Origin of the sequence: Streptomyces sp. URMC 124, assembly GCF_051386455.1 — a bacterium.
Taxonomy (GTDB): Bacteria; Actinomycetota; Actinomycetes; order Streptomycetales; family Streptomycetaceae; genus Streptomyces.
Window position 1 is genome coordinate 1 of sequence record NZ_JBPQTS010000138.1, and the last position, 20475, is coordinate 20475.

18 protein-coding genes and 1 pseudogene are annotated in these 20475 nt (G+C 71.1%); 12 read left to right on the forward strand and 7 right to left on the reverse strand.

All coding sequences use genetic code 11. The features are described 5' to 3' along the window. Positions 1-92: 92 nt before the first annotated feature. Both ACSNOG_RS24805 and ACSNOG_RS24810 read right to left on the reverse strand, forming a co-directional pair. The gene (locus tag ACSNOG_RS24805) at positions 93-335 is read right to left on the reverse strand and encodes a DUF397 domain-containing protein (protein ID WP_436754924.1); all 243 of its coding nucleotides are present in this window, start codon (positions 333-335) and stop codon (positions 93-95) included. Then, a complete protein-coding gene (locus tag ACSNOG_RS24810) occupies positions 332-1135 on the reverse strand; it encodes a helix-turn-helix domain-containing protein (protein WP_436754925.1) in 804 nt (267 codons plus the stop codon). Before ACSNOG_RS24810 ends, ACSNOG_RS24805 begins: the two co-directional genes overlap by 4 nt. Before the next feature lie 117 nt (positions 1136-1252). On the opposite strand from ACSNOG_RS24810, the pseudogene ACSNOG_RS24815 reads away from it, so the two are divergent. The 4 genes and pseudogenes from ACSNOG_RS24815 (at position 1253) to ACSNOG_RS24830 (ending at position 4409) form a co-directional block, all read left to right on the forward strand. Beyond that, a pseudogene (locus tag ACSNOG_RS24815) lies at positions 1253-1497 on the forward strand (DUF7848 domain-containing protein). A gap of 80 nt (positions 1498-1577) precedes the next feature. After that, complete coding sequence (metG, locus tag ACSNOG_RS24820; RefSeq protein WP_436754926.1) at positions 1578-3299, forward strand: methionine--tRNA ligase; 1722 nt, start codon at positions 1578-1580, stop codon at positions 3297-3299. Positions 3300-3475: 176 nt separating this feature from the next. Continuing rightward, on the forward strand, positions 3476-3862 hold the full coding sequence (locus ACSNOG_RS24825) for a DNA-binding response regulator (RefSeq protein ID WP_436754927.1): 387 nt from the start codon (positions 3476-3478) through the stop codon (positions 3860-3862). 10 nt (positions 3863-3872) lie between these two features. Beyond that, on the forward strand, positions 3873-4409 hold the full coding sequence (locus tag ACSNOG_RS24830; protein WP_436754928.1) for a DinB family protein: 537 nt from the start codon (positions 3873-3875) through the stop codon (positions 4407-4409). 79 nt (positions 4410-4488) lie between these two features. On the opposite strand, the gene aspS is transcribed toward ACSNOG_RS24830, so the two are convergent. Next, the gene (gene aspS / locus ACSNOG_RS24835; protein ID WP_436754929.1) at positions 4489-6252 is read right to left on the reverse strand and encodes an aspartate--tRNA ligase; all 1764 of its coding nucleotides are present in this window, start codon (positions 6250-6252) and stop codon (positions 4489-4491) included. Positions 6253-6429: 177 nt separating this feature from the next. Here aspS and ACSNOG_RS24840 point away from each other — a divergent pair, with 177 nt between their 5' ends. Continuing rightward, complete coding sequence (locus ACSNOG_RS24840) at positions 6430-8601, forward strand: ATP-binding SpoIIE family protein phosphatase (protein WP_436754930.1); 2172 nt, start codon at positions 6430-6432, stop codon at positions 8599-8601. On the opposite strand, the gene ACSNOG_RS24845 is transcribed toward ACSNOG_RS24840, so the two are convergent. Then, entirely contained in the window at positions 8598-9542 is a 945-nt protein-coding gene (locus ACSNOG_RS24845; RefSeq protein ID WP_436754931.1) for a pirin family protein, read from the reverse strand. The two genes, ACSNOG_RS24840 and ACSNOG_RS24845, sit on opposite strands and share 4 nt — an antisense overlap. Before the next feature lie 111 nt (positions 9543-9653). Between ACSNOG_RS24845 and ACSNOG_RS24850 the strand changes: the two genes are divergently transcribed. Then, positions 9654-10586, forward strand: coding sequence for a trypsin-like serine peptidase (locus ACSNOG_RS24850; protein WP_436754932.1), 933 nt, complete (start codon positions 9654-9656; stop codon positions 10584-10586). A gap of 11 nt (positions 10587-10597) precedes the next feature. Here ACSNOG_RS24850 and ACSNOG_RS24855 read toward each other — a convergent pair whose 3' ends face one another. Next, entirely contained in the window at positions 10598-11068 is a 471-nt protein-coding gene (locus ACSNOG_RS24855; protein ID WP_436754933.1) for an SseB family protein, read from the reverse strand. Positions 11069-11199: 131 nt separating this feature from the next. Here ACSNOG_RS24855 and ACSNOG_RS24860 point away from each other — a divergent pair, with 131 nt between their 5' ends. From ACSNOG_RS24860 to ACSNOG_RS24875, 4 genes are all read left to right on the forward strand, one after another. Next, positions 11200-13026 (forward strand): acyl-CoA dehydrogenase, encoded by a 1827-nt coding sequence (locus tag ACSNOG_RS24860; protein WP_436754934.1) that lies wholly within the window; start codon positions 11200-11202, stop codon positions 13024-13026. Between the two features lie 88 nt (positions 13027-13114). Further along, the gene (locus ACSNOG_RS24865) at positions 13115-14407 is read left to right on the forward strand and encodes a M18 family aminopeptidase (RefSeq protein ID WP_436754935.1); all 1293 of its coding nucleotides are present in this window, start codon (positions 13115-13117) and stop codon (positions 14405-14407) included. Positions 14408-14412: 5 nt separating this feature from the next. After that, entirely contained in the window at positions 14413-15033 is a 621-nt protein-coding gene (locus tag ACSNOG_RS24870) for a DUF4232 domain-containing protein (RefSeq protein ID WP_436754936.1), read from the forward strand. Positions 15034-15119: 86 nt separating this feature from the next. Next, entirely contained in the window at positions 15120-15350 is a 231-nt protein-coding gene (locus ACSNOG_RS24875; RefSeq protein WP_436754937.1) for a hypothetical protein, read from the forward strand. 23 nt (positions 15351-15373) lie between these two features. Here ACSNOG_RS24875 and ACSNOG_RS24880 read toward each other — a convergent pair whose 3' ends face one another. After that, positions 15374-17176, reverse strand: coding sequence for an NHL domain-containing thioredoxin family protein (locus ACSNOG_RS24880; protein WP_436754938.1), 1803 nt, complete (start codon positions 17174-17176; stop codon positions 15374-15376). Between the two features lie 186 nt (positions 17177-17362). Here ACSNOG_RS24880 and ACSNOG_RS24885 point away from each other — a divergent pair, with 186 nt between their 5' ends. Beyond that, a complete protein-coding gene (locus ACSNOG_RS24885) occupies positions 17363-18571 on the forward strand; it encodes a cytochrome P450 (protein WP_436754939.1) in 1209 nt (402 codons plus the stop codon). Positions 18572-18650: 79 nt separating this feature from the next. Here ACSNOG_RS24885 and ACSNOG_RS24890 read toward each other — a convergent pair whose 3' ends face one another. Continuing rightward, positions 18651-19430: a carbon-nitrogen family hydrolase gene (locus ACSNOG_RS24890; RefSeq protein WP_436754940.1), complete on the reverse strand. Its 780-nt coding sequence runs from the start codon at positions 19428-19430 to the stop codon at positions 18651-18653. 123 nt (positions 19431-19553) lie between these two features. Here ACSNOG_RS24890 and ACSNOG_RS24895 point away from each other — a divergent pair, with 123 nt between their 5' ends. Next, entirely contained in the window at positions 19554-20384 is an 831-nt protein-coding gene (locus ACSNOG_RS24895) for a maleylpyruvate isomerase family mycothiol-dependent enzyme (RefSeq protein WP_436754941.1), read from the forward strand. The last annotated feature ends 91 nt before the right edge of the window (positions 20385-20475 follow it).

Here is a 20475-nt window from a genome sequence, read left to right on the forward strand (position 1 = left end):
ACGCTCCGAACCCGAGCCCCCCACCCCTCCCCCTGCTGCCAGCCTGTTCTGACCCGCACCCGAACCACGGATCCGAGCCCGGGTCAGTACGTTTACGCCGCCGCGATGTACGTAAGGAAGCCGGTCCAGGCACCGGTGCGCACGCTTACCTGGGGCCCGCGCCTTCTCTTGGAGTCCCTTATACGGACCGCGTCCGCCCCTGGGGATATCTCGACACACTCACTACCGTCTCCATCGCTATAGCTGGACTTATGCCACGCGATTGCCACCTCAACACACTCGCTACCCTGAGCGTCGCTGTAGCTGGACTTGATCCACACTTGCTCAGCACTCATAGCTCGTCCACCATTCGTTCGAGGAAACTCCTGGATTCCTCCGAAGGCAGGGCCTGTGCGCGGATCGCTCCATATCGCTGCGACAGAGTGCCGACTTCCTCGGAGGAAAAGTGACTCAGCTCTTGGCCTTCCGTCAGGAAATAGCGATGGCCATGTTGGGTCTCCAACAGCACCATAGGCCCATTCAGCGCGTCAGGCACGACCCTGTCGAACGGGAGCACCTGCAGGCAGACGTGCCGCAGATGAGAAACCTCCAGCAATCGCATGAGCTGCCGCTTATGCGCCTCGCGGCCGCCCATCGGCGTCCGCAGCGCGGCTTCGTGGATGACAAAGCTGAAGTCCACCGGGCGAGCGCGGGTGAGCAGCTGCTGACGATCGAGCCGGGTCGCGACCCGCTCCTCCACGGCCTTCTCGTCCAGCAGCGGACGTCCGCCGCTGAGCAGCGCCCGCGCGTACTCCTCGGTCTGCAGAAGCCCAGGGATCAGCATGGTCTGGTACGACCACAGCACAACGGCCTCTGCCTCGAATGCGAAGAACTCTTTCGACCGCTCGGGGAACTTCTCCCGCGTCAGGTAAGAAAGCCCCGCTTTCAACTTCCCCCGCGCGCCGAACAGCTCATCCGCGATCTCCGCCATCCTCGGCGGGCACGCCCGCCTCCCCTGTTCCACGGAGCGGACCATTTCCGAGGAATAGCCGACCGCCTCAGCCACCTCCTCGCGCGACATCCCCGCCTCCTGCCGCCACATCATGAACTGGTTGCCCAGATACCGATGGTTGCCCGGAAGGAAAACCTCGCCCATGCCCGTACACCCTCCCCTGTTACAGACGGCATACCCTCTGGCCAGAGATTCCGCACATCACCGGCCGTAGCCATCTCGTGACCCGTCACGCTACGCCCCCCTGGGCATCTATATGCCGTGAGTAATGAAAATCCACCGCGCAGCGTCTACCGCTTCGGTACCTGGACGCTCACTCCCGACCGGGAGCCCGACGCCGAGCCCGTCACGTACGCGATGCAGTGCGCCGTCTGCGAGGAGCGGTCCGTGCCGGGCGAGGACCCGGCCGACGCCCAGGCATGGACCTTCCGGCACGCCGGGCGGAACCCTCCCACCACACGTACCGGGAGGTGATCACCCGGCCGTGGCGGGCCTGGATGGCCTGAAGAAACGGCGCGCGGTCGTACCCGGTCGCTCGGATACGCTAAAGGCCTCCATATACACCCGCGACCAGGGAGCAGCCGAAATGGCTCGACACCTCATCACCAGCGCCCTTCCGTATATCAACGGGATCAAGCACCTGGGCAACATGGTGGGGTCCATGCTCCCGGCGGACGTGTACGCGAGGTACCTCCGCCAGACCGGTCGCGAGACGCTGTTCATCTGTGCCACGGACGAGCACGGCACCCCGGCGGAGCTGGGCGCGAAGGAGCTCGGCCTGCCGGTCGCGGAGTTCTGCGCCCAGCAGCACGACGCGCAGAAGGCGATCTACGACGGCTTCGCGCTGTCCTTCGACTACTTCGGCCGCAGCTCGTCGCCGGAGAACCGCGAGATCACGCAGCACTTCGCGCGGCAGCTGCAGGCGAACGGGTTCATCGAGGAGCGGGCGATCCGTCAGGTGTACAGCCTGGCGGACGGCCGCTTCCTGCCCGACCGCTACATCGTGGGCACGTGCCCGCACTGCGGTTACGACAAGGCCCGCGGTGACCAGTGCGAGAACTGCACGCGCGTCCTGGACCCGACGGACCTGATCGACGCCCGCTCGGCGATCAGCGGCAGCAGCGAGCTGGAGGTCCGGGAGACCAAGCACCTCTTCCTCCTCCAGTCCGCCCTGCAGGGCGAGGTCGAGGCGTGGATCGACGAGCACGGCAAGGACTGGCCGGTGCTGGCGTCCTCGATCGCCCGCAAGTGGCTGACCGAGGGGCTGAACGACCGGGCCATCACGCGTGACCTGGACTGGGGCGTGCCGGTCCCGGCGGACACGTGGCCGGAGCTGGCGGCCGAGGGCAAGGTCTTCTACGTCTGGTTCGACGCGCCGATCGAGTACATCGGCGCGACGAAGGAGTGGGCGGCCCAGGACCCGGAGAACCGGGACTGGAAGTCCTGGTGGTACGAGGCGACGGACGTCCGCTACACCCAGTTCATGGGCAAGGACAACGTCCCCTTCCACACGGTGATGTTCCCGGCCACGCAGCTCGGCGTCCGCGAGCCGTGGAAGAAGGTCGACTACGTCAAGGCCTTCAACTGGCTCAACTACTACGGCGGCAAGTTCTCCACGTCGCAGAAGCGCGGCGTGTTCACGCACGACGCGCTGGAGCTGCTGCCCGCCGACTACTGGCGCTACTTCATGATGGCGAACGCCCCCGAGTCGGACGACACGTCGTTCACGTGGGAGCTGTTCTCGGCCACCGTGAACAAGGACCTCGCCGACGTCCTGGGCAACTTCGTCAACCGCGTCCTGTCCTTCTCCAAGAAGCGCTTCGGGGACACCGTTCCGGCCGGCTCCGAGGCGGGCGAGGCCGAGACGAACCTGGGCCGCGAGATCGCCCAGCTGCTCCAGGAGTACGAGGAGCACATGGAGGCCATGCAGTTCCGCAAGGCCTCCCAGGCCCTGCGCGCGCTGTGGAGCGCGGGCAACTCGTACCTGGAGACGAAGGCCCCCTGGCTGGAGATCAAGACCGACCCGGAGGCGGCGGCGCTGACGCTGCGCACGGCGATGAACCTGATCCACCTGTACGCGGTGATCTCGGAGCCGTTCATCCCGCAGTCGGCGTCGGCCCTGCGCTTCGCGTTCGACCTGGAGGACGACACGCGGACGTGGGTGACGGCGGACGAGGCCCGCTCGCTGTCGCTCGTCCCGGCCGGTACCGCGTTCAGCGTCCCGCCGGTGCTCTTCGCGAAGATCACCGAGGACGACCTGGCGGCCTACCGCGAGCGCTTCGGCGGCGGCGAGGAGCCGGCGGCCTAGTCACCCCGCAGACCAGCCGCGGAGGGCCCGGAACCGAGGAGGTTCCGGGCCCTCCGCGCGTGCCTGCACGCCTGCGGGCGCGCGTGCCGTTGATGGAACGGCAATCGTCCGTTGAGGCCGGCTCGGCAGGCTGGGAGCCACATGCACGGGGGAAGCCGGGAAGACGAGGAAGAGCAGTGTTCAAGAAGCCGATCACCATCAGCGTGCACGCCACCGACGAGCTGGCGCGGGCCCGGTTCGCCCGGGAGGTGCGGGCCCTGCTGCCCGAGGTGCGGGTGGTGCGGCGAGCCGAGGGAGAAGGGGTCGCGGCCGTCGACTTCGTCCTCATGGGGGCCGACGACCCGGCCGCGGCGGCGACCCTGCGGCGGCTGACGCGGACGGGCGAGGCGCCGGTGGTGCTGGTCGCGGACGAGCTGGGGGAGAGCGAGCTGATGGCCGTCGCGGAGTACGGTGTGCAGTCCGTGCTGTGGCGGCCGGCGATCACGCGGCGGCAGTTGTCGCGGGCCGTGCACAGCGCTGCGGGATGCTGCCCGAAGCTGCCCATGGTGACCGCGCTCATGTGACACTGCGGTCATGGTGACGACAGAGCGGGCCATCCCACCCCTGAAGGCCGATGAGCGCACCACACTGGAGAGTTGGCTGGACTTCCAGCGCGCCACCCTCGCGCGCAAGGTGTCCGGGCTGACCGACGAGCAAGCGCGGGAGCCGGCGGCACCGCCGTCCGCGCTGAGCCTGCTGGGCCTCGTGCAGCACATGGGCGAGGTGGAGCGGCAGTGGTTCCGCAGAGTGCTCCAGCGCGAGGCGGTGCCGTGGCTCCACGGGCCGGGAGCGGGTGGCGAGGCGACGACCGCCGAGGACCTGGACGAGCCCCACGCGGGCTTCGCCGTGGCGCCGGACGCGAGTCTCGCGAGAGCCGTGGCGGTGTGGCAGGAGCAGATCGCGCGGTCCCGGTCGGCGTGCGCGCCGCTGTCGCTGGACGCGGTGGGGACGGTGCGGGGGCAGGAGGTCTCCCTGCGCTGGATCTACCTGCACATGATCGAGGAGTACGCGCGCCACAACGGCCACGCGGATCTGCTGCGCGAGCGGACCGACGGGGAGACGGGCCACTGACGGCACGCGTGAGCCCCCGCGCCGGGATCGGCACGGGGGCTCAGCACGTACGGAACGTACGAGGACGCTCAGGTGCGTACTACTTGACGACCGGCTTGCGGATCGACAGGTGGAGCTCCTTCAGGCGGGCCTCGTCGACCTCGCTCGGGGCGCCCATCAGCAGGTCCTGCGCGTTGCCGTTGAGCGGGAAGGCGATGGTCTCGCGGATGTTCGGCTCGTCGGCCAGGAGCATCACGATGCGGTCGACGCCCGGGGCGATGCCGCCGTGCGGCGGGGCGCCGAACTTGAAGGCGCGCAGCATGCCGCCGAACTCCTTCTCGACCTCTTCCTTGCTGTAACCGGCGATCTCGAACGCCTTGTACATGACGTCGGGCTCGTGGTTGCGGATGGCGCCGGAGGACAGCTCGGTGCCGTTGCAGACGATGTCGTACTGCCAGGCGAGGATGTCCAGCGGGTCCATCGTGTTCAGCGCCTCCAGGCCGCCCTGCGGCATGGAGAACGGGTTGTGCGAGAACTCGATCTGGCCGGTGTCCTCGTTCTTCTCGAACATCGGGAAGTCGACGATCCAGCAGAAGCGGAAGACGTTCTCCTCGAACTGGCCGGCGCGCTTGGCGGCCTCGACGCGCACGGCGCCCATGATCTTGGAGACCTCGTCGAACTCGCCCGCGCCGAAGAAGATCGCGTGGCCGGGCTCCAGGCCGAGGCGCTCGGCGAGGGCCTTGACGTTCTCCTCGGTGAGGAACTTGGCGATCGGGCCGGTGAGGGCGTTCCCCTCACCGACGCGGACCCAGGCCAGGCCCTTCGCGCCCTGCTCGACCGCGTACTCGCCGAGGCCGTCGAAGAACTTGCGGGGCTGGTCGCCGGTGGCCGGGACGGCCAGCGCACGGACGTGCTTGCCGGCGAAGGCCTTGAACTCCGAGCCCTCGAAGACGTCGGAGACGTCGACGAGCTCCAGCTTGGCGCGCAGGTCCGGCTTGTCGGAGCCGTACTTGAGCATGGCCTCGCGGAAGGGGATCCGCGGGAAGGGGGAGGTGACGTGGCGGCCGTTGCCGAACTCCTCGAAGAGGTCGGTCATGACCTTCTCGATGACCTGGAAGACGTCCTCCTGCTCGACGAAGGACATCTCCACGTCGAGCTGGTAGAACTCGCCCGGCGAGCGGTCGGCGCGGGCGTCCTCGTCGCGGAAGCAGGGCGCGATCTGGAAGTAGCGGTCGAAGCCGGCGATCATCAGCAGCTGCTTGAACTGCTGCGGCGCCTGCGGCAGGGCGTAGAACTTGCCGGCGTGCAGACGGGACGGCACCAGGAAGTCGCGCGCGCCCTCGGGGGAGGTGGCGGACAGGATCGGGGTCGCCATCTCGTTGAAGCCGAGGTTCGTCATCTTCTCGCGGATGGAGGCGATGACGGCGGAGCGCAGCATGATGTTGCTGTGCATGCGCTCGCGGCGCAGGTCGAGGAAGCGGTACTCGAGGCGGCGCTCCTCGTTGACCCCGTCCTCGGCGTTGATGGTGAAGGGCAGCGGCTCGGCGGCGCCCAGGACCTCGACGGCGGAGACCTCGACCTCGATCTCGCCGGTGGGGAGCTCGGGGTTGATGTTGTCGGCACCGCGGCTGACGACCTTGCCGTCGATGCGGACGACGGTCTCCTTGGTCAGGTGGCTCAGGGCCTCGTTGGCGGGGGTGCCGGGACGGGCCACGAGCTGCACCAGGCCGTGGTGGTCGCGGAGGTCGATGAAGAGGATGCCGCCCAGGTCGCGCCGATTGTGCAGCCAGCCACTCAGTCGCACGTCGGTGTCGACGTCAGCCGCACGGAGCTCGCCGCAGGTGTGGGACCGGTACCGATGCATCGTTCATCCAAGTCGTGATCGAGGGCGTGGGCCAGCCCGCCCATGGCACGGGGCGCGTACCCGGGGCGCAGGGCTGGCGTGCATACAACACGGGAGCAAGGGTACTGCGCGCTTGTGAAGATCCGCCCACCGTACCTTCGGTGGTACCCATTGCGTAGACCTGCATAAAGTGGGGCAATGCGCACCGAGGACGTACTGGCCGCCACCGCGACCGGCCTGTGGCACTGGGACGAGGCCACGCGCATGGCCACCTTCGACGCCGAGGCCGCCCGGCTGCTGGGACTCCCCGCCACCCGTACGGAGCTGCCGGAATCGGCCGTCAGGGCCCGCTTCCACGCCGTGGACTGGGTGGAGATCATGGGCATCGTCAGCCTGGCCGTGGCCGAGGGCACCCTCGCCGAGGCGCGGCTGCGCGTGGTGGACGAGCAGGGGCGGATCCTGCGGACGGTGCGCAGCCGGACCCGACCGCAGCTGCGGTCCGCGGTCGACGGGCGGATGGACTTCGTCCTGGTCGGGACGTTGCAGGAGGTGCCGGAGCCGGAGCCGGGGACGTCATCGGCGCGCACGGCCGTCACGGGCGACTGGCGGCGCAACCGCGAGGCCTTCCTGCTGGACGCCGGGCGGGCGCTTGCGGAGGCCCGCTCCACCGCCGAGGTGCTGCGGGTGGCGGCGGGGCTGTCGATGCCCGGCTTCGAGCCGTCCGGGCTCGCCGTCTTCAGCGGGCAGGGCAACCGGGTCCGCGTGATCGGGCACCACGGGTACGCGCCGGGAGCCGCGGAACCGTTTCTGGACCTGCCCATGGACGCGGCCTACCCCGCCGCCGAGGTCATCCGCACCGGCCGGGCCATCTACCTGCCGGCGCCCGAGGACTACCAGCGCCGCTTCCCGGGCGCCTGGGAGGACGTCGCCCACTTCGGGCGGCAGTCGTGGGCGTTCCTGCCGCTGATCAACGCGGGCCAGATCATCGGGGCGTGGATGGCCGGCTTCAGCGTGCCGGTGTCCTTCACGCCCGACGAGCGGTCCGTGCTCACGACGGTCGCCCGGATGCTCGCGCAGGCCCTGAGCCGGGCCAGCGTGCACGAGTCCGAGCGCGAACTGACCGTCGGCCTGCAGCGGTCCATGATGCCCACGCTCCAGCAGGACATCCCCGGCATGGCCGTCGCCGCGCGCTACGTGCCCACCGGCGGCGGGCTGGAGGTCGGCGGCGACTGGTACGACATGATCCCGCTCCCCCTCGGCCGGATCGCGCTGGTCATCGGCGACGTCCAGGGCCACGACGTACGCGCCGCCGGGCTCATGGGCCAGCTCCGGATCGCCCTGCGCGCGTACGCCTCCGAAGGGCACCACCCCGACGCGGTGCTCTCCCGGGCCTCCCACTTCCTCGCCGGGATCAACGCCAGCGAGACCGAGGGCGACGAGGCCGAGCCGCGCTTCGCCACCTGCCTGTACATCGAGGTCGACCCCGAGAGCGGGCGGCTCGCCATCGCACGGGCCGGCCACCCCAACCCGGCCATCCGGCTCGGCGACGGCACGATGCTCGTACGCCACACCGCGGGCGGACTGCCGCTCGGCATCGACCCCGACACCGACTACCCCACGACGCGGCTCGTCCTCGAACCCGGCGAGACGATGATCGTCTGCACGGACGGGCTGATCGAGACCGGCGGCCACGACCTGGACAGCGGGTGGGAGCGGCTCCGCTCGGTCATCGAGAGCCGGCCGCTCGACCTCGACGGCGGCGGCGCCGGAGCCGGAGCCGACGGCAGCGACCTGGAGGCGCTCGCGGACGCCCTCGTCCAGGCCGTCCACGGCCCGTCCTCCCACTACACCACCGGGCCGCTCCTGGACCGGCGCGAGGACGACATCGCCGTCCTGCTCCTCGCCCGCGCCACCGGCCCCGACGGCGCCGGGCCCGCGGCCCTCCCGCGGCCCGTGCGGCGCACCGTCCTCACCATCGCCCAGGCCGAACCGGAACGGATCGCGGAGGCGCGGCAGCAGGTGCGCGACCTGATGCACGACTGGCCGGACGGGGACCAGGTCGACTCCGCCGTCCTCATGGTCTCGGAGATGGTCACCAACGTCCTCGTCCACACGGACGGGGACGCGGTGCTCATCGCACGGATCAACGGCGAGCGGGGCGCGCGGTGCGTCCGCGTCGACGTCTCGGACAGCAGCGACGAACTTCCGCACCGGCGCCACCCCGGCGAAATGGCCTCCTCGGGCCGCGGCCTGGTCCTGATGGAAATCCTGGCCGGGGCGTGGGGGGTGGACCCCCGCGGCGAGGGCAAGAACATCTGGTTCGAGCTGTACGAGAAGGAGACGGCGGAGGCCCCCCTCGCGGCCGGCTAGCCGGCCGGGATCACGCCCAGGCGGCCCGCCTGGTAGTCGTCGAAGGCCTGGGCCAGTTCGGCGTGGGTGTTCATGACGAACGGGCCGTAGTGCTGCATCGGTTCGCGGATCGGCAGCCCGCCGAGCAGGACGACCTCGAAGTTCTCGGTCCGCGACTCCTGCTTCGCGTCGGCCCGGATGGTCAGCGATTCGCCGTCGCCGAAGACGACCGTCTGCCCTTCCCGGAAGGGACGGCCGGCGCCGGCGAAGCCGTGGCCCGCCAGGCCGTAGGCGAGGGCGTTGAAGTCCGCGCGCCAGGGGATGGTCACCTCGGCGCCCGGGTTCACCGAGGCGTGGATCATCGTGATCGGCGTGTGGGTCGCCCCGGGACCGCTGTGGCCGGCCACGTCACCGGCGATCAGCCGGAGCAGCGCCCCGCCGTCCTCGGAGGCCAGGAGCCGGACGCTGCCGCCGCGGATGTCCTGGTACTTCGGCGGCAGCATCTTGTCCTCCCGCGGCAGGTTGACCCACAGCTGCAGCCCGTGGAAGAGCCCGCCGCTGGTGACGAGCTCCTCCGGCGGCGTCTCGATGTGCAGCAGGCCGGAGCCGGCCGTCATCCACTGCGTGTCGCCGTCCGTGATGACGCCGCCGCCACCGTGGGAGTCCCGGTGGATGAAGGTGCCGTCGATGATGTACGTCACCGTCTCGAAGCCGCGGTGCGGGTGCCAGGGCGTCCCCTTGGGCTCGCCGGCCGCGTAGTCCACCTCGCCCATCTGGTCCATCATGATGAACGGGTCGAGGTACTTGTAGTTGATCCCCGCGAAGGCCCTGCGCACGGGGAATCCCTCGCCCTCGAAGCCCGCCGGAGCCGTGCCGACGTACAGCACCGGCCGCCGCGCAGCGCCCGCCGGGGCGGAGACGCGGGGCAGGGTCAACGGGTTCTCGACAGTCACTGCGGGCATGACGACCTCCTCGGTTCGTTCACCGTTCAATTTAGTTGAAGGATGAACAACCTGCAAGGTCCTCCGCATTCCCCGCGACGCCCCCCGCCCCGGATCATGGACACTGGATCAATGCGCCAGAACGCCACCGGCCCCCGCCCGGCCGCCGTCACCGCCCTCGTCGCCGCGGTGCTGGCCGTGGCCGGCCTCGGCGTCGTCGCGGCCGACCACGGCCTCGCGACGGACTCCCCCGTGGCCGACGGCGACGCCTCCGGCCACTTCGCCCCGACCACGGCGCAGGGCGACGAGACCGCGGAGGCGATGCGGTCGGCCGTCCGCACCGAGAACGGCACGGCGCCCCTGAAGGCAGCGGGCAGCGGCAAGACCGACCCGCTCCCCGTCTCCGAGCCCCTGCGCGCCACGGAGGCCCCGGCCTCGGCCGCCGTCGGGCCGCTGTTCTACACGGGCCAGGGCGCACCCGCGCACGGCTGCAGCGCGAGCGTCGTCCAGAGCCCCAAGGGCGATCTGATCGTCACCGCCGCGCACTGCGTCCACCAGGACGGCTTCCGCACCGACATCGCCTTCGTCCCGGGCTACCGCGACGGCGTGGCCCCGTACGGCGTGTGGGTGCCGACGTCCGTGGACATCGACCCGGAGTGGGCGGCCGATCACGACCCGGACCACGACGTGGCGTTCCTGCGGATGCGCCGGCCCGGCGGCGACGGCACGCCGCTGGAGCAGGTCACCGGCGCGGAGCGCATACGCTTCCGGCCGGCGACGGGCCGCCCCGCACGCGTCATCGGCTACCCCGTGGGCGAGGAGCGCCCGGTCTCCTGCCAGAACCGCACGCGGGCCCACAGCCCCACCCAGCTCCGCTTCGACTGCGCGGACCTGCCCAACGGCACCAGCGGCGGCCCGTTCCTGACGGACGTCGACCCCGCGACCGGGCTGGGCACGGTCAACGGGGTCGTGGGGGGCCATGAGGAGGGCGGCGACGAGGAGACGTCGTACAGCTCGTACTTCGGCGACGAGGCCGAGTCCCTCTACCGGCGCGCGACGGGCTGATCCCGGCGGCGTCAGCCGTAGAGCCGCCGCATCGTGAAGTCCACCATCTGCTCGACGGCCTTGGCGTCGAACACCATCCGGTGGTCGCCCTCCATGTCCAGCACGAAGCCGTAGCCCGTCGGCAGGAGGTCGATCACCTCCGCGCCCGTGATGACGAAGTACTTCGACTCCTTGCCCGCGTACCGCCGCAGCTCCTTGAGCGAGGTGAACATCGGGATCACCGGCTGCTGGGTGTTGTGCAGGGCGAGGAAGCCGGGGTTGTCGCCGCGCGGGCAGTAGACCTTCGACGTGGAGAAGACGGTCTGGAAGTCCTCCGCGGACATCGACCCCGTGGTGAAGGCGCGCACCGCGTCGGCAAGCGACGGAGGGGACGGCTCCGGGTAGAGCGGCTGTTCGCCGTAGACACCGGGACCGCCGGGCTGCTGCGGCGGCGGTGGCGGCGCGTAACCCTGCGTGCCCGCGTTCTGGTCGTAGCCGTACATGCGCCAAAGCGTAAAGGGTCACAGTCGGTCGAACAGGGGTTGCGTCTTATTACCGGTGGGTAGCATCATGCAGATTACTGCCCGGTACGTATTTGAGGGTTCGTCCTCCCAGTCACTACGGAGCCGTTGTCATGGGCCACTACAAGTCCAATCTCCGCGACATCGAGTTCAACCTCTTCGAGGTTCTCGGCCGCGACAAGCTGTACGGCTCCGGCCCGTTCGCGGAGATGGACGTCGAGACCGCCAAGGACATCCTGTCGGAGATCACCCGCCTCTCGGAGAACGAGCTGGCCGACTCCTTCGCGGACGCCGACCGCAACCCCCCGGTCTTCGACCCCGAGACCAACACCGCTCCGGTTCCGGACACCTTCAAGAAGAGCTACCAGGCGTACATGGACGCCGAGTGGTGGCGCCTCGGCATCCCGGAGGAGATCGGCGGCACCACCGCGCCGCGCTCGCTGATCTGGGCCTACGCCGAGTCCATCCTGGGCTCCAACCCGGCCGTCTGGATGTACTCCTCGGGCCCGGCCTTCGCCGGCATCCTCTTCGAGGAGGGCACCGAGCAGCAGAAGCACATCGCGAAGATCGCGGTGGAGAAGCAGTGGGGCTCCACCATGGTGCTGACCGAGCCCGACGCCGGCTCGGACGTGGGCGCCGGCCGCACCAAGGCCGTGCAGCAGGAGGACGGCTCCTGGCACATCGAGGGCGTGAAGCGCTTCATCACCTCGGGTGAGCACGACATGGCGGAGAACATCCTCCACTACGTCCTCGCCCGCCCCGAGGGCGCCGGCCCCGGCACCAAGGGTCTGTCCCTCTTCCTCGTGCCGAAGTACGAGTTCGACTTCGAGACCGGCGAGCTGGGCGAGCGCAACGGCGTCTACGCCACCAACGTCGAGCACAAGATGGGCCTGAAGGCCTCCAACACGTGCGAGATGACCTTCGGCGACAAGCACCCCGCCAAGGGCTGGCTCATCGGCGAGAAGCACGACGGCATCCGCCAGATGTTCATGATCATCGAGTTCGCCCGGATGATGGTCGGCACGAAGGCCATCGCCACCCTCTCCACCGGCTACCTCAACGCGCTGGAGTACGCCAAGGAGCGCGTGCAGGGCCCGGACCTGGCGAACTTCATGGACAAGACCGCGCCCAAGGTCACCATCACCCACCACCCCGACGTGCGCCGCTCGCTGATGACGCAGAAGGCGTACGCGGAGGGCATGCGCGCCCTCGTCCTCTACACCGCCTCGGTCCAGGACGAGATCATGGTCAAGGAGGCCGCGGGCGAGGACGCCAAGGCGCTGCACGGCCTCAACGACCTGCTCCTGCCGATCGTCAAGGGCTACGGCTCCGAGAAGTCCTACGAGCAGCTCGCGCAGTCCCTGCAGACCTTCGGCGGCTCCGGCTACCTGCAGGAGTACCCGATCGAGCAGTACATCCGGGACTCCAAGATCGACACCCTCTACGAGGGCACCACGGCCATCCAGGGCCAGGACTTCTTCTTCCGGAAGATCGTCCGCGACCAGGGCCAGGCCCTGAACACCCTCTCCGAGGAGATCAAGAAGTTCCTGGCCTCCGAGGCCGGCGGCGAGGACCTGGCCGGCGCCCGCGGTGCGCTCGCCAACGCCGCGGTGGACCTGGAGGCGATCGTCGGCAAGATGATCACCGACCTCACCGCCACCGGCGAGGACGTCAAGAACATCTACAAGGTCGGCCTCAACACCACCCGCCTGCTGCTGGCCTCCGGTGACGTCGTCATCGCCTACCTGCTGCTCAAGGGCGCGGCCGTGGCCGCCGAGAAGCTCGCCGGCGCGTCCGCGAAGGACAAGGCGTTCTACACCGGCAAGATCGCGGCGGCGAAGTTCTTCGCGTCCGACATCCTGCCGCGCGTCTCCGTCGAGCGCGGTCTCGCCGAGGCCGTCGACAACTCGCTGATGGAGCTGGACGAGGCGGCCTTCTAAGGCTCCCGAGGACCTTGCGCACCACCGGGGCAAGAGCCGGGCGGGAAACCCCCGCCCGGCTCTTGCCCCGATCTCTATCCTGAGTCGCATGAGCTCTGCGCACCGCTTCGACCGCGGCCACACCGACGACCTGATGACCTTCCTCGCCGCCAGTCCCTCCCCGTACCACGCGGTGGCCAACACCGCGGAGCGGCTGGAGAAGGCGGGCTTCCGGCAGGTCGCCGAGACCGACGCGTGGGACGGCACGACCGGCGGCAAGTACGTGACGCGCGGCGGCGCGATCATCGCCTGGTACGTGCCGGAGGGCGCGACGCCCGCCACCCCCTTCCGGATCGTCGGTGCGCACACCGACTCCCCCAACCTGCGCGTCAAGCCGCTGCCGGACACCGGTGCGCACGGCTGGCGGCAGGTCGCCGTCGAGCTCTACGGCGGCACGCTGCTCAACACCTGGCTGGACCGGGACCTCGGCCTCTCCGGCCGGGTGACCCTGCGGGACGGCAGCCACCGGCTCGTCAACGTCGACCGCCCGCTGCTGCGCGTGCCGCAGCTGGCCATCCACCTCGACCGCGGCGTCAACCAGGACGGCCTCAAGCTCGACAAGCAGCGCCACATGACCCCGGTCTGGGGCCTGGGCGAGCCGCGCGAGGGCGATCTGATCCGCTTCGTCGCGCAGGAGGCGGGGCTGGACGCCTCGGAGGTCACCGGCTGGGACCTGATGGTCCACAGCGTCGAGCCGCCGGCCTACCTCGGCCGCGACCAGGAGCTCCTCGCCGGCCCGCGCATGGACAACCTCCTGTCGGTGCACGCCGGTACGGCCGCGCTGATCGCCGCCGTCGGCTCCGAGGGGCTGCCCTGCATCCCGGTGCTGGCCGCGTTCGACCACGAGGAGAACGGCAGCCAGTCCGACACCGGCGCCGAGGGCCCGCTGCTCGGAAACGTGCTGGAACGATCCGTCTTCGCCCGCGGCGGGACGTACGAGGACAGGGCCCGCGCCTTCGCCGGCACGATCTGCCTCTCCTCCGACACCGGCCACGCCGTCCACCCCAACTACTCCGAGCGTCACGAGCCCGGCCACCACCCGGTGCCCAACGGCGGCCCCATCCTGAAGGTGAACGTCAACCAGCGCTACGCCACCGACGGCAGCGGCCGGGCCGTCTTCGCCGCCGCCTGCGAGCGGGCGGGCGTGCCCTGGCAGCACTTCGTCTCCAACAACTCCATGCCGTGCGGCACCACCATCGGCCCCATCACCGCGGCCCGGCACGGCATCGCCACCGTCGACATCGGCGTGGCCTGCCTGTCGATGCACTCGGCGCGGGAGCTGTGCGGCGCGGACGACCCGTTCCTGCTGGCCGCGGCGCTGACGGCGTTCCTGGAAGGCTGAGTCCCATGCGGCACGGACGGGCGCTGCGCCTCGCGGGCGCGGCGCTGACCTGCGCCGCCGCCTTCGCCCTCACGGCGTGCGGCGGCGGTGGCGGCGACGGCACGACGGACGGGAAAGCCGGCGGCAGGACGGCGGCGAGCCCGTCGGAGCCCGCCGCCGAGGAGCAGCCCGCTGCGGACGACACACCGCAGGAGAAGCAGGACAAGGGCGACGCCTGCGGAGCCGGTGACCTGAAGGTCGAGGCCCGCACGGCGAAGGCCGGCCGTCTGCTGCTGGTGGCGACGAACACCGGCGCCAAGCCGTGCACCGCCTACGGTTTCCCGTTCCTGCGCTTCGACCAGGACCAGGCGACGGCGGGCGTCGGCGAGGAGACCAAGCCGAAGGCGCCGGTGAAGGTCGCGCCCGGCAAGGCGGCGTACGCGGGCGTCACGCCCACGGCGGCGGACGGCTCGGGCGGTCCCGGACGGGACGTCAAGAAGCTGACGGTGACCTTCCAGACGGCGGGTGGCGACCCGCTGCAGGGCGACCCGGCGGCGCCCGCCCTGCCGGGCGGTTCCCTGCACGTCGACGACCAGGCCCGCGCCACGTACTGGGTGGACGGCGAGGCCGCCGCGCTCAAGGGCTGACGGTCCGGGCCGATTGTCCCTTCCGGTGCGGGGTAGGCGCATGCGTGCCGGCACCGGAACGGCCAATCGATTCGGAGGCTTCAGTCATGGGCATGGGATGGTGCATCGGTCTGATCGGGATCGGGGCGGTCCTCACCTTCGCGGTGGACTGGCGCGTCGACGGGATGAACGTCCCCCTGGTGGGCCTCATCCTGATGGCGGTGGGGATCATCGGCACGTGCGCGTACGTGAGCATCTACAAGCGCCGCCACACGCAGCCGCCGCGCCCGGCCGCGCCTGTCGTCGAGGTCGACGAGGACCACCGCTTCACGCGGTGATCCCCCGCCCCGCGGGACGGCCGTCAGCCGTCCAGGCCCGCCAGCACCAGCGGCAGGCGGTCCGCGCCGCCCTCGGTGATCCGCACCGGGACGCCCCAGTCCTGCTGGTGCATGTGGCAGGCCGGGTACTCGTTCTCCGGGTCGTCGTCGCAGGACGCCGCCATCGCCGAGACGTGCAGCACGCCTTCCGTCACGGAATCCCCCAGCACCAGGTCCCGGCCGAGGTCCGTGCCCTGGCCGGAGCCCTCCGCGAGGAGCTCGGGCGGCGTGGAGCTGACGAGCAGGCGCGTGGAGGGCCCGTAGCGCGTGTCGAGCTTCTGGCCGGCCGGGGCCTGGAAGACGACGTCCAGCCGCAGCCGCCCGGGGGCGACGTCCGTGGCGGCCCGCTGCGTGCGGTGGGCCACGGACTCGACCCGTACGGCCTCCTCGGGCAGGCGCAGCCGGGTCAGCCGGTGCCGGGCGGATTCCACCACGACGATGTCGTCGCCCGCGAGGACGGCGGCGGAGGGCTCGCGCAGGTCGGTGGCGAGGGTGGTGACCTCGCCGGTGGCGGGGTCGTAGCGGCGCAGCGCGTGGTTGTAGGTGTCGGAGACGGCCACGGAGCCGTCGGGCAGGGCGGTGACGCCGAGCGGGTGCTGGAAGAGCGCCTGTGCGGCATCGCCGTCGCGGTGGCCGAAGTCGAAGAGGCCGGTGCCGACGGCGGTGCGGACGGCGAAGCCGTCGCCGTCGCGCTCGACGTACCGGAGCGCGGACGTCTCGGAGTCGGCGACCCACAGCCGGTCCCCGCCGGTGGCGAGCCCGGACGGCTGGGCGAACCAGGCCTCGCGGGCGGGGCCGTCCACGAGCCCCTCGTTGGTCGTGCCCGCGGCGACCTCGACGGTGCCGCTCTGCGGGTCGTACGTCCACAGCTGGTGCACGCCGGCCATGGCGATCCACAGCCGGTCCGCGAACCAGGCGACGTCCCAGGGGGAGGAGAGGGAGACCTCGCGGGCGGGCCCGGAGGTGGGCTGCCCCTGCATCCACTGGCGCCCGGTGCCGGCGATGGTCTCGACGGCGCCCGTCTCCAGGTCGTAGGTGCGCAGCGCGTGGTTGACGGTGTCGGCGACGACGACCGTGCGCCCGCCGGGCAGGAGCGCGAGGCCCTGCGGCTCGCTGAAGGAGCCGGCGCCGAAGCCTCGCTCGCCGCTGCCGATGCGGCGGACGACGCTCTCGCCGTCGGCGGCCAGCTCGACCAGCTGGTGGCGCGTGGAGTCGGAGACGAGGAAGCCGCCGCCGGGCAGCACGACGGCCTTGCCGGGGAAGCGCAGGTCGGTGGCGACGGGCTCGGGGGCGACGTACGGGCCGTCGCCGCGGCGCAGCGTCCCCTTGGCCGCGTGCTCGGCCTCCAGCTCCTCCACGAGCTTCTCCAGGGCGTGCGCGTGCCCCTCGCCCGCGTGCTGGGCGACGACGTAGCCCTCGGGGTCGATCACGACGAGCGTGGGCCAGGCGCGCACGGCGTACTGCTTCCACGTGGCGAGCTCGGGGTCGTCCAGGACGGGGTGGTGGACCTCGTAGCGCTCGACGGCGTCGACCACGGCCTGGTGCTCGGCCTCGTGGACGAACTTCGGCGAGTGCACGCCGATGATCACCACGGTGTCGCGGTGCTTCTCCTCCAGCTCGCGCAGCTCGTCCAGGACGTGCAGGCAGTTCACGCAGCAGAACGTCCAGAAGTCCAGGATGACGATGCGTCCTCGCAGGTCGGCGAGGGAGAGGTCGGTGTTGCCGGTGTTCAGCCAGCCGCCCTTGCCGATCAGTTCGGGGGCGCGGACGCGTGCTCGTGGGGCCATACACCCATCCAACAGCATCGGCCTCACGGAGCATTCCCGCGTCCGCGGAAAGGACACGGAGATCCCCTGGACATCTGCCGCATGAGCAGAAACGGCACATACGGGTCACGGACCGGGGGAAGCCTGAGGAGGACCATCCGCCACGGCTGCGGAGCACGCACCGCAGAGAGCACGAGGTGAGGGCCCATGGACTCCGGCCCCGTACCGCCCCGGATTCACGACTGGGCAGTCGACGACCTCCCCGCCCTGGACTTCGACCCCTTCCTGACGCACCTCCTGCACCACGAGCCGATCGCCCGCATCCGCCTGCCCTACGGCGAAGGACACGCCTGGCTGGTGACGCGTTACGAGGACGTGAAGCTGGTGACGTCGGACGCCAGGTTCAGCCGCAGGGCGCTGCTGGGGCGTTCCGTCACCCGCCTCTCCCCGCACACCGTCCCGCAGGACGAGGCCGTCGGATTCGCCGACCCGCCCCGCCACGCCCAGCTGCGCAAGGCCGTCGCGCGGGCCTTCTCCGCCCAGGCCCTGGAGCGGCTGCGGCCGCAGGTGCGGCGCACGGCCGATGAGCTCCTCGACGCCATGGAGGAGAAGGGGAGCCCCGCCGATCTGGTGGCCCACCTGCACGGCCCGCTGCCGCTCGCGGTCATCAGCGACATCATGGGAGTGCCCGTCGCGGACCGGCCGCGCATGGCGCACTGGACCAGCATGCTGCTGACGGCGGCGCACACGCGTGAGGAGAGCGAGGCGGCCAAGAGCGCGGTGCGGGCCTACTTCGCCGCACTGCTGGAGAGCCGGCGCACGGCCCCGCGCGAGGATCTGGCGGGCGACCTGGCGCAGGCGGTCTCCCGCGGCGAGCTCACCGAGGCCGAGGCCGTCGCGCTGGGGGTCCTCATCCAGATCAGCGCCGCCCACGCCGTCCGCAACAACAGCGCCAACATGGTCTACGCCCTGCTTCTGCAGCCCCACCTGATGGCCAGGCTGCGCGACGACCCGGCGCTCATGCCGCAGGCCCTGGAGGAGCTGCTGCGCTGGATCCCGCACCGCCGCGGGGTGGGCATCGCCCGCATCGCCACCGAGGACGTGGCGGTGGGCGGCGTGGTCATCGCCAAGGGCGAGGCGGTGTACGCCTCCTACCTCACGGCCAACCGCGACCCGGGCGTCTTCGAGCGTCCCCACGAGCTCGACGTCGACCGGCCGCGCGTCCCGCACCTCTCCTTCGGCCACGGGCCGCACTTCTGCCTGGCCTCGATGCTGGCCCGGCTCGAGTCCGGGATCATCCTGACGAGCCTGCTGAGCCGCTTCCCGGGGCTGCGGCTGGCCGTGCCCCCCGGCGACATCACGTGGCAGCCCGCGGCGCTCATCCGGGGGCCCGAAACGCTGCCGGTCGCCTGGTGAACCGGCCGTCCGCCGCCGCCCGGTGAACCGGGCGGCAGGCTCGACGGCGGCAGGCCTCCATGGCGGCAGGAGCGGGCGGTCACCGCCCGAGGACGCGGTCCTTCAGCGCCGGGAACTCCTCGCGGACCTTCGCGACCCGCGCCGGGTCCAGGTCGACGGTGAGGACCTCCTCGCCCGGGCCCGCCTCCGCGACGACCTCGCCCCAGGGGTCGAAGACGACGCTGTGGCCGGCCTGCTCGACGCCCGCGTGGGTGCCCGCCGTGCCGCACGCGAGGACGTAGGACAGGTTCTCGACCGCCCGGGCGCGGGCCAGCAGCGTCCAGTGGTCGCGCCGCTTCGCGGGCCAGCCGGCCGGGACGACGAAGGCCTGCGCCCCCGCGTCGAGCAGGGCCCGGAACAGCTCCGGGAAGCGCAGGTCGTAGCAGGTGGCCAGGCCGAGCGTGAGGTCCGGCAGGGCGACGGTGACGGGCTCCGTGCCGGCGGACATCAGGACGGCCTCGCCCTTGTCGAAGCCGAAGCGGTGGATCTTCCGGTAGGTGCGGACGAGTTCGCCGGAGGGAGAAAAAACGAGGGAGGTGTTGCACAGCGCCCCGCCCGGGGCCTGCTCGACGATGGATCCGGCGTGGAGCCAGACGCCCGCCTCGCGCGCCGCGGAGGACATCACGCGGGCCGTCGGGCCGTCCAGCGGCTCCGCCGCGGACGCGAACGACTCGAAGGCGAACGCCCCGACGGGCCACAGCTCCGGCAGGACGACCAGGTCGCTCCCGGCCTGCTCGCGGACCAGCGCGGCGGCGCGGGCGCGCCGCTCGGCGGCCGGCTCCTGCGGATCGACGTTTATCTGAATCAGGGAAGCGCGCACGGTACCCACCACTCTCAGCACACGAAACCTCTGCCGGGTCGCCCGTGCGCAGCGTAACTTAACTGCAGAGCACCCAGACAGCACTTGCCCCGCACCCGCTGCCCAGCACGCCCGAGGGATCACGTGACCGTCCACCCGAATCTTCAGCCGGCCATCGACGCCTGGACCCACTCCATCGAAGCGATCAACGACCTGGTCAAACCGCTGGCCGAGAGCGACTGGAACCGGGCCACCGAGTGCCCGGGGTGGTCGGTGCGCGACGTCGTCTCGCACGTCATCGGCGTGGAGACCGAGATGCTGGGCGAGCCGCGGCCGATGCACACGCTGCCGCGCGACCTCTTCCACGTCACCGACGAGTTCTCCCGCTACAACGAGGTGCAGGTCGACGTGCGGCGCTGCCACACGGCCCTGGAGATGACCTCCGAGCTGGAGCTCGTCGTCATCCGCCGCTCCCGGCAGCTGCGCAACGACTCGCGGGGGCCGCAGACGGCGATCCGCTGGCCGCTGGGCTCCGGCAACGAACAGCCCCTCGAACGGGCCCTGGTGGTCCGGGCCTTCGACGTGTGGACGCACGAGCAGGACCTGCGCCGCGCCCTGGGCATGCCGGGCAACCTCGACTCGCCCGCGGCCGTCATCTGCCGGGACTTCCTGCTGGGCGCCCTGCCGAAGGTCGTGGCCAAGGACGCGGGCGCGCCGCCGGGGTCCGCGGTCGTCTTCGACGTGCACGGCCCGCTGGAGTTCCTGCGGACCGTGCGGGTCGACGCCCAGGGGCGGGGGAAGATCGACAGCAGTGTGTCGCTGGGCCCCACGGTCACGTTCGGGATGGACTGGGAGACGTACGCCCGGCTGGCGTGCGGCCGGGTGCATCCGGAGGCGGCGGCGGAGCGGATCAAGGTGGAGGGGGACGCGGGGCTCGCGGAGGCCGTCCTCCGCGAGTTCGCGATCACTCCGTAGGCGGGGCCCCGGTCCGGCGGGCCCGGGCCCGCCCGGTTGCGGCCGGCCCCGGCCCCGCCCGCCCCGGCGGCCCCCAGCAGCAGGCGTCTCG

Coding starts and splice junctions, on each gene's coding strand:
- ACSNOG_RS24805 (WP_436754924.1), bottom strand. CDS start 335: ATGAGTGCTGAGCAAGTGTGGATCAAGTCCAGCTACAGCGACGCTCAG.
- ACSNOG_RS24810 (WP_436754925.1), bottom strand. CDS start 1,135: ATGGGCGAGGTTTTCCTTCCGGGCAACCATCGGTATCTGGGCAACCAG.
- metG (WP_436754926.1), top strand. CDS start 1,578: ATGGCTCGACACCTCATCACCAGCGCCCTTCCGTATATCAACGGGATC.
- ACSNOG_RS24830 (WP_436754928.1), top strand. CDS start 3,873: ATGGTGACGACAGAGCGGGCCATCCCACCCCTGAAGGCCGATGAGCGC.
- aspS (WP_436754929.1), bottom strand. CDS start 6,252: ATGCATCGGTACCGGTCCCACACCTGCGGCGAGCTCCGTGCGGCTGAC.
- ACSNOG_RS24840 (WP_436754930.1), top strand. CDS start 6,430: ATGCGCACCGAGGACGTACTGGCCGCCACCGCGACCGGCCTGTGGCAC.
- ACSNOG_RS24845 (WP_436754931.1), bottom strand. CDS start 9,542: ATGCCCGCAGTGACTGTCGAGAACCCGTTGACCCTGCCCCGCGTCTCC.
- ACSNOG_RS24850 (WP_436754932.1), top strand. CDS start 9,654: ATGCGCCAGAACGCCACCGGCCCCCGCCCGGCCGCCGTCACCGCCCTC.
- ACSNOG_RS24855 (WP_436754933.1), bottom strand. CDS start 11,068: ATGTACGGCTACGACCAGAACGCGGGCACGCAGGGTTACGCGCCGCCA.
- ACSNOG_RS24860 (WP_436754934.1), top strand. CDS start 11,200: ATGGGCCACTACAAGTCCAATCTCCGCGACATCGAGTTCAACCTCTTC.
- ACSNOG_RS24865 (WP_436754935.1), top strand. CDS start 13,115: ATGAGCTCTGCGCACCGCTTCGACCGCGGCCACACCGACGACCTGATG.
- ACSNOG_RS24870 (WP_436754936.1), top strand. CDS start 14,413: ATGCGGCACGGACGGGCGCTGCGCCTCGCGGGCGCGGCGCTGACCTGC.
- ACSNOG_RS24875 (WP_436754937.1), top strand. CDS start 15,120: ATGGGCATGGGATGGTGCATCGGTCTGATCGGGATCGGGGCGGTCCTC.
- ACSNOG_RS24880 (WP_436754938.1), bottom strand. CDS start 17,176: ATGGCCCCACGAGCACGCGTCCGCGCCCCCGAACTGATCGGCAAGGGC.
- ACSNOG_RS24885 (WP_436754939.1), top strand. CDS start 17,363: ATGGACTCCGGCCCCGTACCGCCCCGGATTCACGACTGGGCAGTCGAC.